This is a genomic window from Rhodococcus sp. G-MC3, from assembly GCF_030063335.1.
Taxonomy (GTDB): domain Bacteria; phylum Actinomycetota; class Actinomycetes; order Mycobacteriales; family Mycobacteriaceae; genus Rhodococcoides.
Genome location: NZ_JASISW010000034.1, coordinates 22,271 through 35,055, shown reverse-complemented (window position 1 = coordinate 35,055; position 12,785 = coordinate 22,271). Strand labels below are relative to the sequence as shown.

The following is a 12,785-nucleotide window of genomic DNA, read 5'->3' as shown; positions in this document are numbered from 1 at the left end:
GAAGACCATCGGACGAGGGCAACAACGGTTCGATCAGACCCCACTGCTCATCGGTGAACATCTGCAATCTCGACACGAGAAACATTCTCGAGCACAACCACACTCACATCTAGGAGACACGCCCTAGTTCCACCTCGGCGTACTCGATGCAGAGGTCGAGGAATTCATGGCGGTCTCGCATGCGCACCTTTGGGTTTGCTTCCCGCATTGACTCCGCTAGGAGAGTTCTGGTCCGCACCTTCGCCTCGGGTGCGCGTCTGACTGCGTGACAGATCGCAACGCTCCCTCAGTGAGACCGATGGACGACCTGGTGTGCCGGTACCCCTATCGCTTCGACTGCGGCGCAAGCGCATCTTGACAGGTTTACGCTGTACACCTTACGCTGCGGCACAGAAAGTGTATGGCGTACGCCTTTGTCGAAGGAGTCATCGTGGACCTGTCCAGACCTACCGCTGTCACCGCCGGAATGTTCTTCCTGCTCACCGAAGTAGGCGCGATCTCCGGAGCTGCCCTCTACAGTCCGATCCTGAAAGGCGGCGACTACATCACCGGCGCCGGTGCAGACGGCTCAATCCTCCTCGGTGCGCTTTTCGAACTGCTCCTGGTCGTCGCCGCAGTCGGCACCGCGGTAACGCTCTACCCGATCCTCGCGCGCCAGAACGAGGGGGTTGCTCTTGCCTTTGTGATGGCCCGCGTGTTGGAAGCGGCGGTAATTCTCGTCGGGATGCTCAGCCTGCTTTCGGTCGTCACGCTTCGCCAGCAATTCGACGGAGTCGCCGACGCAGACTCGGCGACGCTTTCCACCATTGGTTCCTCGCTCGTTGCCCTGCACAGCTGGACGTTCCTGTTCGGACCGAACTTCGCCCTCGGCGCCGCCTCGCTACTCTTGGCCTACCTGATGTACTCATCGGGCTTGGTGCCCCGCGCCATCGCAGTGCTCGGGCTGATCGGCGGAGTACTGATCGTCCTGTCTGCGGTCGCCGTGATGTTCGGCGTCTACGAGCAGATGTCCACCCTGGGCCTCATCGTCGCGCTTCCCGTGTTCGGCTGGGAGGTGTCCCTGGCCGTGTGGCTCATAGTCAAGGGCTTCCGCCCGGTGCGCATTCTGGCCACCCCCGCATTCCTGCCGAACGTCGCCGCGACTGCGAGATGACGGCCGCGGCAGTCCGGCAGTCCGGCAATCCGGGCGGCCGGGGCCGGAGGTGGGCCGGGCGTTGCGTGCGAGTCCGAAAACGGTAATACGTACGCTGTACTCCAACTGATACGTCTGCAAGGGCTGACAGAGGGGGCGCGAGAAGTGATCGAAAAGCCGGACGAAATCCGGCGCGTTCGCCTCAACAAAGACCGAGTGCTTCAAGCCGCTGTCGGTTTGGCCGACGAGATCGGCATCGATGCGCTCAGCATGCGCCGGCTCGCGCAGGAACTCCACGTTGTACCGATGGCGCTGTACAAGCATGTCGCGAACAAGGAAGAGCTTCTCGACGGCATGGTGGAAGCCATCGTCGCGGAGATCGATCCTGCTGAACCAGGCGCCAGTTGGAAAGACGCTGTCCGGCTGAGGGTTCTCTCGGCCCGGCACGCTCTCGCTCGGCACCCCTGGGCGCGGCGGGTTGTCGAATCCCGCACAGCGAAGACGCCTTCCGTCCTCGCTTACATGGACTCCTTCATCGGCATGTTCCTGGAGGGCGGCCTCTCAGCCGATCTCACCCATCACGCCATGCACGCTCTGAGCGGGCGCATGTGGGGCTTCACTCAGGAGCTGTTCGACGACTCTGCCGAGGCCGCTGGCCAAACGGCGATGCCACCCGCCGCCCAAGCGGTGATGCTGCAGCAGATGGCCGAGCTATATCCGAACATTGCCGTCATCGCTGCATCGAGTGCACACGACGAGGCCTCGATTGTCGGGCAAGGCTGCGACGACCAGTTCGAGTTCGAGTTCGCGCTGGACCTGCTCCTCGACGGATTCGAGCGGCTCCACCGGCAGGGTTGGGCCTCACCAGTCAGGGCATGACGGCTGAGAGCTGGTCAGCATGACAAAGATGACGGACACCGAGCCGATGAACAACTGAACGAAAACCGGGTAGCCACGCGATGCCAAATGGCAGCGGACCCCGCGCTTTGAACAGAATGCCTCGACCGTACGGGGTGCGGGTCACGATCGTGGGAGTATCGAGAGCGACGTCGTCGGGCATAAGAAGCTCCCGACTTCGGCAAAGGTCATGTTGCGCCTCTACTGCTTTCCTGCGTGGCTTCATTGCATTGCGTGGCAGCGTTTTCCAGTCCATCGATGAGTTCGAGACCGGCGGCTGCCCACTCGATTTCGGATCGGCCTCGCGCGATCATGCCTGAGTAGCTGTACACCTTGAAAGCGATGATCTGCTCGTGCTCGGCCTCCGGGCGGGCGTCCAATCGGCGCAGTATCGCTGGATCTGTGCGAGCCGCAATTCCATTTCGGACAGCGGTGAGTAACTCGACCTGCTCGGTGTAGTACTCGAGGTGGTTGCCCAGTATCAGCCGAGCCTCGTTTGGGGACGCCCATTCCAGATAGGCCGCCTGCATATGGTGGGCGTCGCGCTCGGGCGCATGGGCGAGAGGCGTTGCCATCCAGGATCGGAAAGCATCAGTCCCGGCATCGGTGATGCGGTAACGCGTCTTGGTGCTGCGGGGACCCCAGCGAACTTGCTCGCCTTCGACCAGTCCGCTCACCTGCATGCGGCGTAGCTCGGGGTATATCTGCGAATCGGGTGCATGCCACACATGACCAACGGAACCGCTGAACTTCTTCGCAGCGTCGTAACCGGTCAGTGGCCCTGCCGTAAGCAGGGCCAGCAAGGCGTAGCGCAGGCTCATGTGCCCTCTCGTTCGGCTGGAGTCACTCCTTGCCAACAACTATATCCATAGTTATCGTGTGTGTCACATCACTCAATAACTATGGGTATAGCTATTGAGTGATTCCTGCCCCATTAGGAAGAGGACCTCTGATGACTGATCTCGGACCGGGCGGGGCAACCGCCGAGAGCATGGCCTACCCCCTGAATGCGTGGTACGTAGCTGCTTGGGACTACGAACTGACCTCTGCTGCATTGATTTCACGCACGATTGCGGGTAAGCCGATGGCGCTCTATCGCACTGCAGAGGGACGGCCGGTTGCGCTGGCCGACGCCTGCTGGCATCGGCTCGCGCCGCTCTCTCAGGGCAAGCGCATCGGAGCCGACGAGGTCCAATGTCCATACCACGGTCTGCGGTACAACTCTGCCGGACGCTGCACCAGCATGCCTGCCCAGGACACCATCAATCCGTCCGCGATGGTGCGCTCGTTCCCTGTGGAGCAGCGGTATCGCTACGTCTGGGTGTGGCCGGGCGACCCCACCCTCGCTGATCCCTCGCTGATCCCCGATATGTTCCAGATGGATTCACCGGAATGGGCCGGCGACGGGCGAACTATCGACGTAGAGGCCAATTGGCAACTGGTACTGGACAACCTGATGGATCTCACGCACGAGGAGTTCGTTCATTCCTCCACCATCGGGCAGGACGAACTCAGTGAATCCGACTTCGAGGTCACCCACGATGACCGGACGGTCACGGTGACGCGGTGGATGCACAGTATCGATGCACCGCCCTTCTGGCTGAAGAACATGCGCGACAAATTCCCAGGGTTCGACGGCAAAGTCGATCGCTGGCAGATCATCGAATTTCAAGCACCAGGCACTATCCGCATCGACGTAGGCGTCGCGAAAACAGGCACCGGCGCATCCGAGGGGGATCGGAGTCAGGGCGTCAACGGCTTCGTCATGAACACCATCTCCCCTGTCAGTGAGAAGACCGCGCTGTACTTCTGGGCGTTCATGCGCAACTACCGACTCGATAGCCAAACGATCACCACTCAGCTCCGCGATGGAGTTCATGGTGTTTTCGGTGAGGACGAAGCAATGCTCACAGCTCAGCAGACCGCTATCGAAGCAAATCCTGACCACGAGTTCTACAACCTGAACATCGACGCCGGCGGGATGTGGGTTCGCCGAATCATTCAACGCATGATCGAAGGCGAACGCGCGCACACCGCCAACCTGGACGCGTTCGCTGTCGGAAAGGCTCGCTAGTTCATGACCGACAACAAGATCAGTTGGCAGAGTGGCACAGTCGAGTCCGTTCAGTCGGCCGCCGACGGTATCGCCAAGATCGTCATAGCCACCGAGCGCGCGTACCACGTAGCTCCCGGCTCCCATGTTGATGTCAAGATCGACACCGGCGACATTCGCTCGTACTCGATCGTATCGGGCGGTGCTGACGGCAGGAGTGTGACGTTGGGCGTCCAATTGTCGCCGACATCGCGCGGTGGATCACGGTTCATGCATGCGCTGCAACCAGGTGACACCTTGGATGTCACTGCGCCGCTACAGAATTTCCCTCTGCGTATCGGCGCACCCCGATACGTGCTGCTCGCCGGGGGCATTGGCATCACGGCGATGGCAGCGATGGCTGCGGCGTTACGCCGAGTCGGTGCCGACTACCGCTTGGCCTACGTCGGCCGCAGCCGGAGCGCCATGGCATTTCTCACCGAACTCATCGCAGCCCACGGCGAGCGGCTCACCGTCCATATCGACGACGAAGGAACCGGACTCGCCGTCTCGGCCATCGTCGACGACGTAGATGTCGCCACTGAGCTGTATATGTGTGGTCCGATCAGGCTGATGGACGCGGTTCGTCGAACGTGGCTCGATCGAGATCTGCCGTTGCCTAATCTGCGGTACGAGACATTCGGTAACAGTGGTTGGTTCGACGCACAAGAGTTTCGGGTATCCATTCCGCGGCTCGGAATCGAAACTACTGTGCACGAAAACGATTCGCTCCTCGATGCTTTGGAGCGCGCCGGCGCGGACATGATGTTCGACTGCAAGAAGGGCGAGTGCGGACTCTGCTTGGTAGATATCCTCGACGTCGAGGGGACCGTCGATCATCGAGACGTGTTCTTCAGTGAGACGCAGAAATCGACTTCGAAGAAGCTGTGCTCCTGCGTATCGCGCGTGGCCAGCGTCGGCGGTCCGGCAGTCCTGACTCTTGATATCCCGTAAAAACCGGAACATGCGTCTGCGCGGTAGGCGCAGCGCCCCATGAGCAACGCTGGCAATGCGCCCGATCGGTACAGGTTCCCAGCACCCGTCACGGTCCTCCGGTCACATCCCCGCGTTGCTCGAGCGCGATTGATTCGAGACTTCTCGCTTCGATCTCGTTCCCGATCCCGATCCCTACCGACGCTCGGTCGAGTGCCGCATCGAGGGTTCGGAACAACGTGTTTGCAGCTGCTGCGGGCCAATTTGGAGGCAGTAGTGAGGCTGGCAGAAGTGGATCGGCACGGCCAAGGGACAACCAGTGGGACTGCAGTCGAATGCGCGTCGCGAAAGCCGTTCGCGCGTCGAAACCCTTTGTTTCCGGGGCATTCCACGTTTCAGTGAATTCCGAGTACCTCGTAGCGATGCTGTTCAGGTCGTAGGCCGCAGCTACCAACGATTCGTCGGTCGTCGGCGGTTCGGTCCGCCCTACCAAGACGGTGATGTCGATATCATCGAAGTCCGCTCCGAGGATCGACTGCACGTCATGTCGACGCGGTGCGACCCACAATCCTGACGCCGTGTTGCCGAAACCGGACCAGCCGAGTCGGGAACGGGCGCGATGGCGGAGGTGTCGGGAGTCCTCGGGCACGGACAATGCGATCGTCGTCCACTGGCCGTCCCATGGGGCATCCCCGACACCGCGCCATACCTTGCTCGAACCCTCGTCCAGCACCGACGATCCCTTGGGCGTGAGCGCGTAATAGGTGTTGCGCCCCTTCTTGGATCGCTCGAGCATGCCTCGGTCGGTCATTCGCGCCAGCAGTGATCGTGTGGCCGACTGCCCGACGCCGAGCCATCCGAAAACGTCCACGATCGACGCACCACTGATAGCGATGGGTCTTCTCAGCAAGTGCATTCCGAGAAATGCCAGCAGGAGGGATTGAGGCGTGCTGGTCACCTGCGATCTCGATTCGGCAGGTGGACTGGTCTGCATGGAGGCGAGTCTAGTTCGAAGGGATCGTTCACAAATGCAACTCGTTTCATTGACGCAACGCAATGCAAGTGCATAGTATCAATCTCACTCCGGAGTGAGTCGAATCACTTCTACAACCAGTGAGGTTCTTGTGAGCCAAAGTCAGCCTGTTGTGACGAAAGATCCGCGGATGGTGCGTCGAGCGGCCGCGTCGAGCTTCATCGGCAGCGTGATCGAGTACTACGACTTCTTCGTCTACGCGACGTGCGCGGCCATCGTCTTCAAGGACGTCTTCTTCAGCAATATGACGCCGCTGCTGGGGACTCTGGCCAGCCTCTCGACGTTCGCCGCGGGCTACCTGGCACGGCCGTTGGGTGGAGTCGTCTTCGGCCACTTCGGCGACAGGCTGGGCCGCAAGAAGATGCTCGTCCTGACGATGATGATCATGGGTATCGCCAGCTTCCTCGTCGGCGTCCTGCCGAGCTACGAGATGGCAGGCTTCATCGCGCCGGTCCTGCTGGTGCTGCTGCGAGTGGTGCAGGGTGTCGCGCTCGGGGGGAATGGGGTGGCGCTGTACTCATGACCGCCGAACACGCCGATTCCCGTCGTGGATTCTGGTCCAGCTTCACGAATGCGGGTGCACCGACGGGAACTGTGGTGTCGACGCTGGTGATCACCGTGACCATCGCAATTGTCGGCAACGACGCCTTCGTCGACTGGGGCTGGCGCGTCCCGTTCGCGCTGAGCCTGCTGCTTCTGGTCGTCGGACTTGTCATTCGATCCAAGGTGGAAGAGTCCCCTACCTTCGTCAAAGTCGACGCTTCGACGACCAAGAAGCCTATTCCGCTTGTGCAAATGCTCAAGCGGCAACCGCGGACATTGCTGTACTCCATCGGAGTAGGACTGGGTGCCTTCGTCTTTCAGGGAGCCTTGACCACCTACTGTATCGCGTACGGCGTTCAGATCGGCGTGCCGCGTCAGGACATCCTGAACGCACTGACGATCTCGTCGTTCTTCTCGATCTTCGGCATCATCGGATGGTCTGCACTCTCGGACAAGGTCGGCCGTGTCCCGATCGTGTTGACCGGTTCCATCGGTATCGGAATCTGGGGCTTCTTCCTGTTTCCGCTCATCGACACCAACAGCTTCCCGATGCTCGTGCTTGCACTCGTCGTGGGTCAGGCCATCATTCACCCGATGGTCTACGGACCCCTGGCCGGTCTCTACACCGAACTCTTCGATACCGAATACCGCTACACGGGAGCATCGCTCGGGTACCAGATCGCCGGGATCGGTGCCGGAGTGTCCCCGGTTCTGTTCGCTGCACTGTCCAATGCGAACGGCGGCACCAGCACTCTGTCACTGTCGATCGTGATTGCGGTGGTCGCTGTGTTGTCCATCGTGTGCATTCTTCGGCTCGGCGAGACCAAGGACCGTGCGCTCTCCGAAAAGTCGACGACGGAGAAGGCAGCTGTATCTCTATGAACTCGCCCTACCGACCGGGACTCGCCACACTCTCGGAACGCCGGGCCAGGATGAGTGCGGATGCCACCGCACTCATCTATCTCGGAGACGAGCTGAGGTACCGCGAGGTACACAACCGCGTACTCAACCGTGCGGACGTACTACTCGAATCCGGTGTGAAGCCCGGTGATCGGGTCGCCTACCTCGGACCGAACCATCCCGCGCTGGTCGAGACGATGCTTGCCGTCGTCCGAGTAGGGGCGATCTTCCTTCCCCTCAATTATCGGCTGTCCGCGCCCGAGCTGGAGTACCAAATCTCCGACGCGGGTATCGGCATTCTGTTCGCCGACCGCGCGATGGAATCGACCGCCGACTCGCTCACGAGCCTCACCGACGTTCGGTATATCGAGTGGTCCGCCGATGCGGTCGAGCCACCAGCGGCGCCAACGCCTGCAGCCGAGGTCGGGGGCGAGGACCCAGCCTTCGTGCTCTACACATCCGGCACCACCGGACATCCCAAGGGTGCGATCCTCACCCATGAGAACCTGCTGTGGAACAGCTACAACATGCTGCTGGACATCGACGTATCCGCTGACGAGGTGGCACTGATCTCGGCACCGATGTTCCACGTCGCTGCACTCGATCAGCTCGTGCTGACGGTGTTGCTGAAGGGTGGCACGTGCGTCATCGCACCGAAGTGGGATGTCGACGACACATTCGACCTCATCGATCGACACCGGGTGACGTGGATGTTCGGCGTCACGTCCATGTATGCCCAGCTCAGTCAGTCTCCGCGCTGGCCGGACGCAGATTTGACGTCGATCCGGAGCGTCATGTCCGGGGGAGCGCCGATTCCGCTGCGTCTCATCGAGACCTATCGCATCAAGGGCGTAACCTTCTGTCAAGGATATGGCATGACCGAAACAGCACCTGGTGCAACGTTTCTCGGACCGCGAGATGCCGTCCGTAAAGCCGGGTCTGCTGGACAGCAAGTGATGTTCGACGAAGTCCTCATCGTCGATGCCGAGGGCAATCGGGCACCGTCTGGGAGTGCAGGCGAGGTGATCGTTCGAGGTCCCAATGTCACTGCCGGTTATTGGGGAAACGAGACTGCAACCGCAGCGTCGTTCACCGATGGTGGCTGGTTCCATACCGGCGACATCGCGTATCAGGACGATGAAGGATACGTGTTCATCGTCGATCGGCTGAAAGACATGTACATCTCGGGCGGCGAAAACGTCTATCCGGCAGAAGTGGAGAACGTACTGTTCCAGCACCCCGACGTAGTCGAGTGCGCCGTCATCGGCACCTCGGACAATCGATGGGGCGAAGTAGGTCACGCCTTCGTGGTCATCACTGCCGAGTCGAACCTCGACCAAGGGACGTTGTCTGCGTTCTGTAGCGAGCGGTTGGCTCGCTACAAGGTGCCCAAGATCGTCTCGTTCGTTCCGGCACTCCCTCGCACCGGGTCGGGAAAAATCCGCAAGCAGGACCTGCGCAGCGGTGTAAGTCTGGGCGCGCACTCGGACTTCGTTACCAACACACGCAAGGACAGCAACTGATATGGCCACCGCTATCTCCGCATCTCTACTCTTCGAGCGCCGGGGCGACGTAGGAATCCTGACGCTCGACCGGCCCCGCAAGCGGAATGCGTTGAACGACGACACCGTACTCGCCCTCGGTGAGTTTTTCCGGACGCCGCCCGAGGGCATCACAGCGATCGTGTTGACGGCATCGGGTAAACATTTTTGCGCCGGACTCGACCTGTCCGAACTCGGTGAACGCGATGCAGTCGGCGGGTTGCACCACTCCCGCATGTGGCACAAGGCGCTCGGAGAAATGGCCGACGGTACCGTCCCGGTCATTGCCTCGCTGCGCGGTGCCGTTGTCGGCGGTGGTCTCGAACTTGCTGCTGCCGCTCACATTCGGGTCGCCGAGCGCAGCACCTTCTTCGCCCTCCCTGAGGGACAGCGCGGCCTCTTCGTCGGCGGCGGTGCATCCGTGCGGGTGCCGCGGCTGATCGGGGTTGCTCGTATGCAGGACATGATGCTCACCGGACGCGTTCTGACGGCAGAGGAAGGTGAGCGGGTGGGACTGGCGTCCTACCTCGTCGACGACGGCGCAGCCGATGCTCGTGCGCTCGAACTCGCCGGAAGGATCGCTGGTAACTCACCCGTCACCAATTATGCGGTACTGCATGCACTTCCGCGTATTGCCGAGGTAGGCCAGAACGAGGGGCTGATGATGGAGTCGCTGATGGCGGCGGTCGCGCAGTCGAGTTCCGAGGCGAAGGAGAAGATGGCTGACTTCCTCGACGGCTCCGGCCCCAAGGTCAAGATGGCCGAGAAATCGCCAGTCCGGCCGGCCGCCGTAGAGGTGCTTCGACCGGTCTCGGAGGACGCACGCACAACGTCGAGGGTTGGCGCATATCTCGACTGGCTCGAGTGCGAACGAGGCCACCGATTCGACGACTGGCAGGCCGTGCAGAAGTGGTCGACCACCGAGATCGAGAACTTCTGGGAGTCGATCTGGGACTACTTCGGCGTCGTCACACACCAACCGTACGAGAAGGTGCTCGAGGCTCGCGTCATGCCGGGAGCGCAGTGGTTCCCCGGTGCGCTCATCAACTACACCGAGCATTCTCTTGGCACCGACATCGACCTCGACACCATCGCAGTGCACGCTCGGTCACAGACCCGCGCAGATACGACCCTGACATTCGGTGCGCTGCGTGATGAGGTACGCCGCGTCCGTGCAGGTCTGATCGAACTCGGAGTTCGACGCGGAGATCGCGTCGCCGGATATCTCCCCAACATTCCCGAGACTCTCGTGGCGTTTCTGGCGACGGTCAGCATCGGTGCGATCTGGGCTGCGTGCGCGCCGGAATTCGGCTCGCCCAGTGTCATCGATCGTTTCGGCCAGATCGAGCCCAAAGTTCTGTTCGCCGTCGGCGGCTACACCTACGGCAACAAGAACATCGACCGCCGTGATGAGGTGGCGAGCATCCGAGCGGCACTACCGACCGTGGAATCGGTCGTGGCGGTTCCCTACGGGGATATCGCTCTCGACGCAGAGGGCGTTGTGCCATTGAGCAGCCTCGGTGCGCACGAATCTGGAGCACCCGGATCGCTACCCATCGTTGAACCGGTCCCGTTCGATCACCCTCTGGTGGTTCTGTTCTCGTCGGGCACAACAGGTAAGCCCAAGCCGATCGTCCACGGTCACGGTGGGATTCTGCTGGAGACTCTGAAAAACCATGCACTGCACTTCGATCTCGGTGCAGGCGACACGTTTTCGTGGTTCAGCACGACCGCGTGGATGATGTGGAATGCCCTGGTCGGCGGATTGCTCGTTCGGTCGTCGATCGTCATGATGGATGGCAACCCGGCGTATCCCGACGCGCGCTACCAGTGGAACGTCGCTGCCGAAACGCGCGCGACCGTCATGGGGATGAGCCCCGGTGTGATCATGGCCGCTCGCCGTGAGGGACTCGAGCCGACCGAGGAATTCGATCTGACCTCCGTGCGCCAGTTCGGGGCCGCGGGAAGTCCGTTGCCAGTCGAGGGATACCGATGGATCTGCGACCGATTCGGTCCCGACGTACTACTCAACGTGGGCAGCGGCGGCACCGACGTGTGTACCGGAATCGTGCAGGCCTCACCACTGACGCCTGTCTACGCCGGTGAGATGTCCGGAGCCAGCCTCGGCTTCGCGGCGACCGCATTCGACGAGGACGGTAACGAGGTGATCGGCGATCTGGGAGAGCTGGTGATCACCGAGCCCGTGCCCTCGATGCCGGTGAAGTTCTGGGGCGATGATGATGGATCTCGCTACCGCAGTGCCTATTTCGAGAAATACCCAGGTGTGTGGTGTCACGGTGACTGGATCCGTTTCGGTGAGTCCGGTGGCGTCGTCATCACCGGACGGTCCGATGCGACACTCAATCGCGGTGGCGTCCGGCTCGGAACCGCCGAATTCTATCGCGTCGTCGAGGAGATTGCCGGTGTGATCGATTCGCTGGTGGTGCACCTGGAGGACGATCAGGGCGGAATGGGTAGGTTGATGCTCTTCCTGGTGACCGACGATGGAGTCGACGTGAACGATGATCTGAAGAAGTCCATCTCCGCCACGCTGCGAAAATCGTTGTCACCGAGACATGTTCCTGATGATATCCGTGCGATCCCGGTTGTTCCGTACAACCGCACCGGCAAGAAACTCGAGATCCCGGTCAAACGGATACTGCTCGGCGCCGATCCCGCGACCGTTGTGGCACCAGGCTCCATGGCACAGGCCGACGCCCTCGATGCATTCGCAGGTGCGCTGTGACGCAACCTGGCATCAGCACCGTGGCCGTTGTCGGCACCGGCGTCATCGGCGCGGCCTGGACGGCGTGCTTCCTCGCCGCCGGCCTCGATGTGGTGGCCACCGATCCCGCCGACGGCGCCGAGGATCGGTTGCGTGAATCACTGAAGCGAACACTCGACATCGCAACCGAACTGTCGGATCGACCGGTATCGGACCGCGGCACTCTGCGATTCGCGACATCGTTAGCCGGCGCTGTCCGTGACGCGGACTTCGTCCAGGAAAGCGGACCCGAGCGGCTGGAACACAAGGGCGCACTGCTCGCCGAGATCGATTCGATCGCCAAGCCGGGGGTCGTCATCGCATCCTCGACATCCGGGCTCGCCCCCAGCGATCTGCAAAGGCTCTGCACCGTCGATCCGGGCAGGGTGCTCGTCGGGCATCCGTTCAACCCTGCCCATATCGTTCCGCTCGTCGAGGTGGTTCCCGGAGCCGCGACGACACCGGAATTGGCCCAGACCGCCGTCGACTTCTACCGGTTGGTCGGCAAGAAGCCGGTGTTGGTTCGCGCGGAAGTTCCGGGGCACATCACCAATCGCTTGCAGGCTGCGCTGTGGCGTGAGGCGTACTCGCTGGTGGATCGCGGTGTCGCGACTGTCGCCGATATCGACACCGCGATCTCGCACGGGCCAGGCTTGCGCTGGGCGATCGTCGGTCCTCTGACCACGCAGCATCTCTCTGGTGGGGAAGGCGGCATGCGGCATCTGCTCGAGCATCTGGGGCCGCCGACTCAGAAGTGGATGGACGATCTCGGTGCGCCGCAGCTCACCGACGCACTCGCGAACAAGCTGGTCACCGGGATGGACGAGGAGATGGTTGGGATCGATCAAGCCGGTTTGATTGCCGACCGCGACCGACTGCTCGTCGACATCATGCGGCTCAAGCGTTCCAGCAACAATCTGCCCTGAAATCTCGGGGCTTTCGAAGGAGTA

Annotated in this window: 11 protein-coding genes; 9 read left to right on the top strand and 2 right to left on the bottom strand. The window is 61.5% G+C overall.

What is annotated here, in order from left to right; all coding sequences use genetic code 11:
* Nucleotides 1-430: 430 nt before the first annotated feature.
* Nucleotides 431-1,153 carry a DUF4386 domain-containing protein gene (locus QMK17_RS24640; RefSeq protein WP_283511926.1) on the top strand — a complete coding sequence of 241 codons (723 nt, stop codon included), beginning with the start codon at nucleotides 431-433 and terminating at the stop codon, nucleotides 1,151-1,153.
* 144 nt (nucleotides 1,154-1,297) lie between these two features.
* Entirely contained in the window at nucleotides 1,298-2,011 is a 714-nt protein-coding gene (locus QMK17_RS24635) for a TetR/AcrR family transcriptional regulator C-terminal domain-containing protein (RefSeq protein ID WP_283511925.1), read from the top strand.
* A 206-nt stretch (nucleotides 2,012-2,217) separates the two neighbouring features.
* On the opposite strand, the gene QMK17_RS24630 is transcribed toward QMK17_RS24635, so the two are convergent.
* Nucleotides 2,218-2,850 carry a PadR family transcriptional regulator gene (locus QMK17_RS24630; RefSeq protein WP_283511924.1) on the bottom strand — a complete coding sequence of 211 codons (633 nt, stop codon included), beginning with the start codon at nucleotides 2,848-2,850 and terminating at the stop codon, nucleotides 2,218-2,220.
* Nucleotides 2,851-2,981: 131 nt separating this feature from the next.
* Between QMK17_RS24630 and QMK17_RS24625 the strand changes: the two genes are divergently transcribed.
* Together QMK17_RS24625 and QMK17_RS24620 are read left to right on the top strand one after the other, a co-directional pair.
* Nucleotides 2,982-4,103: an aromatic ring-hydroxylating dioxygenase subunit alpha gene (locus tag QMK17_RS24625; protein ID WP_283511923.1), complete on the top strand. Its 1,122-nt coding sequence runs from the start codon at nucleotides 2,982-2,984 to the stop codon at nucleotides 4,101-4,103.
* Nucleotides 4,104-4,106: 3 nt separating this feature from the next.
* Nucleotides 4,107-5,075: a PDR/VanB family oxidoreductase gene (locus tag QMK17_RS24620; RefSeq protein WP_283511922.1), complete on the top strand. Its 969-nt coding sequence runs from the start codon at nucleotides 4,107-4,109 to the stop codon at nucleotides 5,073-5,075.
* A gap of 88 nt (nucleotides 5,076-5,163) precedes the next feature.
* Here QMK17_RS24620 and QMK17_RS24615 read toward each other — a convergent pair whose 3' ends face one another.
* Nucleotides 5,164-6,048 (bottom strand): PaaX family transcriptional regulator, encoded by an 885-nt coding sequence (locus QMK17_RS24615; RefSeq protein ID WP_283511921.1) that lies wholly within the window; start codon nucleotides 6,046-6,048, stop codon nucleotides 5,164-5,166.
* A 130-nt stretch (nucleotides 6,049-6,178) separates the two neighbouring features.
* On the opposite strand from QMK17_RS24615, the gene QMK17_RS24610 reads away from it, so the two are divergent.
* From QMK17_RS24610 to QMK17_RS24590, 5 genes are read left to right on the top strand one after another with little or no spacing between them, the layout of a single operon-like run.
* On the top strand, nucleotides 6,179-6,610 hold the full coding sequence (locus QMK17_RS24610; protein ID WP_283511920.1) for an MFS transporter: 432 nt from the start codon (nucleotides 6,179-6,181) through the stop codon (nucleotides 6,608-6,610).
* Complete coding sequence (locus QMK17_RS24605; protein ID WP_283511919.1) at nucleotides 6,607-7,512, top strand: MFS transporter; 906 nt, start codon at nucleotides 6,607-6,609, stop codon at nucleotides 7,510-7,512. Before QMK17_RS24610 ends, QMK17_RS24605 begins: the two co-directional genes overlap by 4 nt.
* Nucleotides 7,509-9,053, top strand: coding sequence for an acyl-CoA synthetase (locus QMK17_RS24600; RefSeq protein ID WP_283511918.1), 1,545 nt, complete (start codon nucleotides 7,509-7,511; stop codon nucleotides 9,051-9,053). Before QMK17_RS24605 ends, QMK17_RS24600 begins: the two co-directional genes overlap by 4 nt.
* 1 nt (nucleotide 9,054) lies before the next feature.
* Nucleotides 9,055-11,817: an acetoacetate--CoA ligase gene (locus tag QMK17_RS24595; protein ID WP_283511917.1), complete on the top strand. Its 2,763-nt coding sequence runs from the start codon at nucleotides 9,055-9,057 to the stop codon at nucleotides 11,815-11,817.
* On the top strand, nucleotides 11,814-12,761 hold the full coding sequence (locus QMK17_RS24590; protein WP_283511916.1) for a 3-hydroxyacyl-CoA dehydrogenase NAD-binding domain-containing protein: 948 nt from the start codon (nucleotides 11,814-11,816) through the stop codon (nucleotides 12,759-12,761). The genes QMK17_RS24595 and QMK17_RS24590 overlap by 4 nt, the downstream gene beginning before the upstream one ends.
* Nucleotides 12,762-12,785 lie beyond the last annotated feature (24 nt).

Coding starts and splice junctions, on each gene's coding strand:
- QMK17_RS24630 (WP_283511924.1), bottom strand. CDS start 2,850: ATGAGCCTGCGCTACGCCTTGCTGGCCCTGCTTACGGCAGGGCCACTG.
- QMK17_RS24625 (WP_283511923.1), top strand. CDS start 2,982: ATGACTGATCTCGGACCGGGCGGGGCAACCGCCGAGAGCATGGCCTAC.
- QMK17_RS24620 (WP_283511922.1), top strand. CDS start 4,107: ATGACCGACAACAAGATCAGTTGGCAGAGTGGCACAGTCGAGTCCGTT.
- QMK17_RS24615 (WP_283511921.1), bottom strand. CDS start 6,048: ATGCAGACCAGTCCACCTGCCGAATCGAGATCGCAGGTGACCAGCACG.
- QMK17_RS24605 (WP_283511919.1), top strand. CDS start 6,607: ATGACCGCCGAACACGCCGATTCCCGTCGTGGATTCTGGTCCAGCTTC.
- QMK17_RS24600 (WP_283511918.1), top strand. CDS start 7,509: ATGAACTCGCCCTACCGACCGGGACTCGCCACACTCTCGGAACGCCGG.
- QMK17_RS24595 (WP_283511917.1), top strand. CDS start 9,055: ATGGCCACCGCTATCTCCGCATCTCTACTCTTCGAGCGCCGGGGCGAC.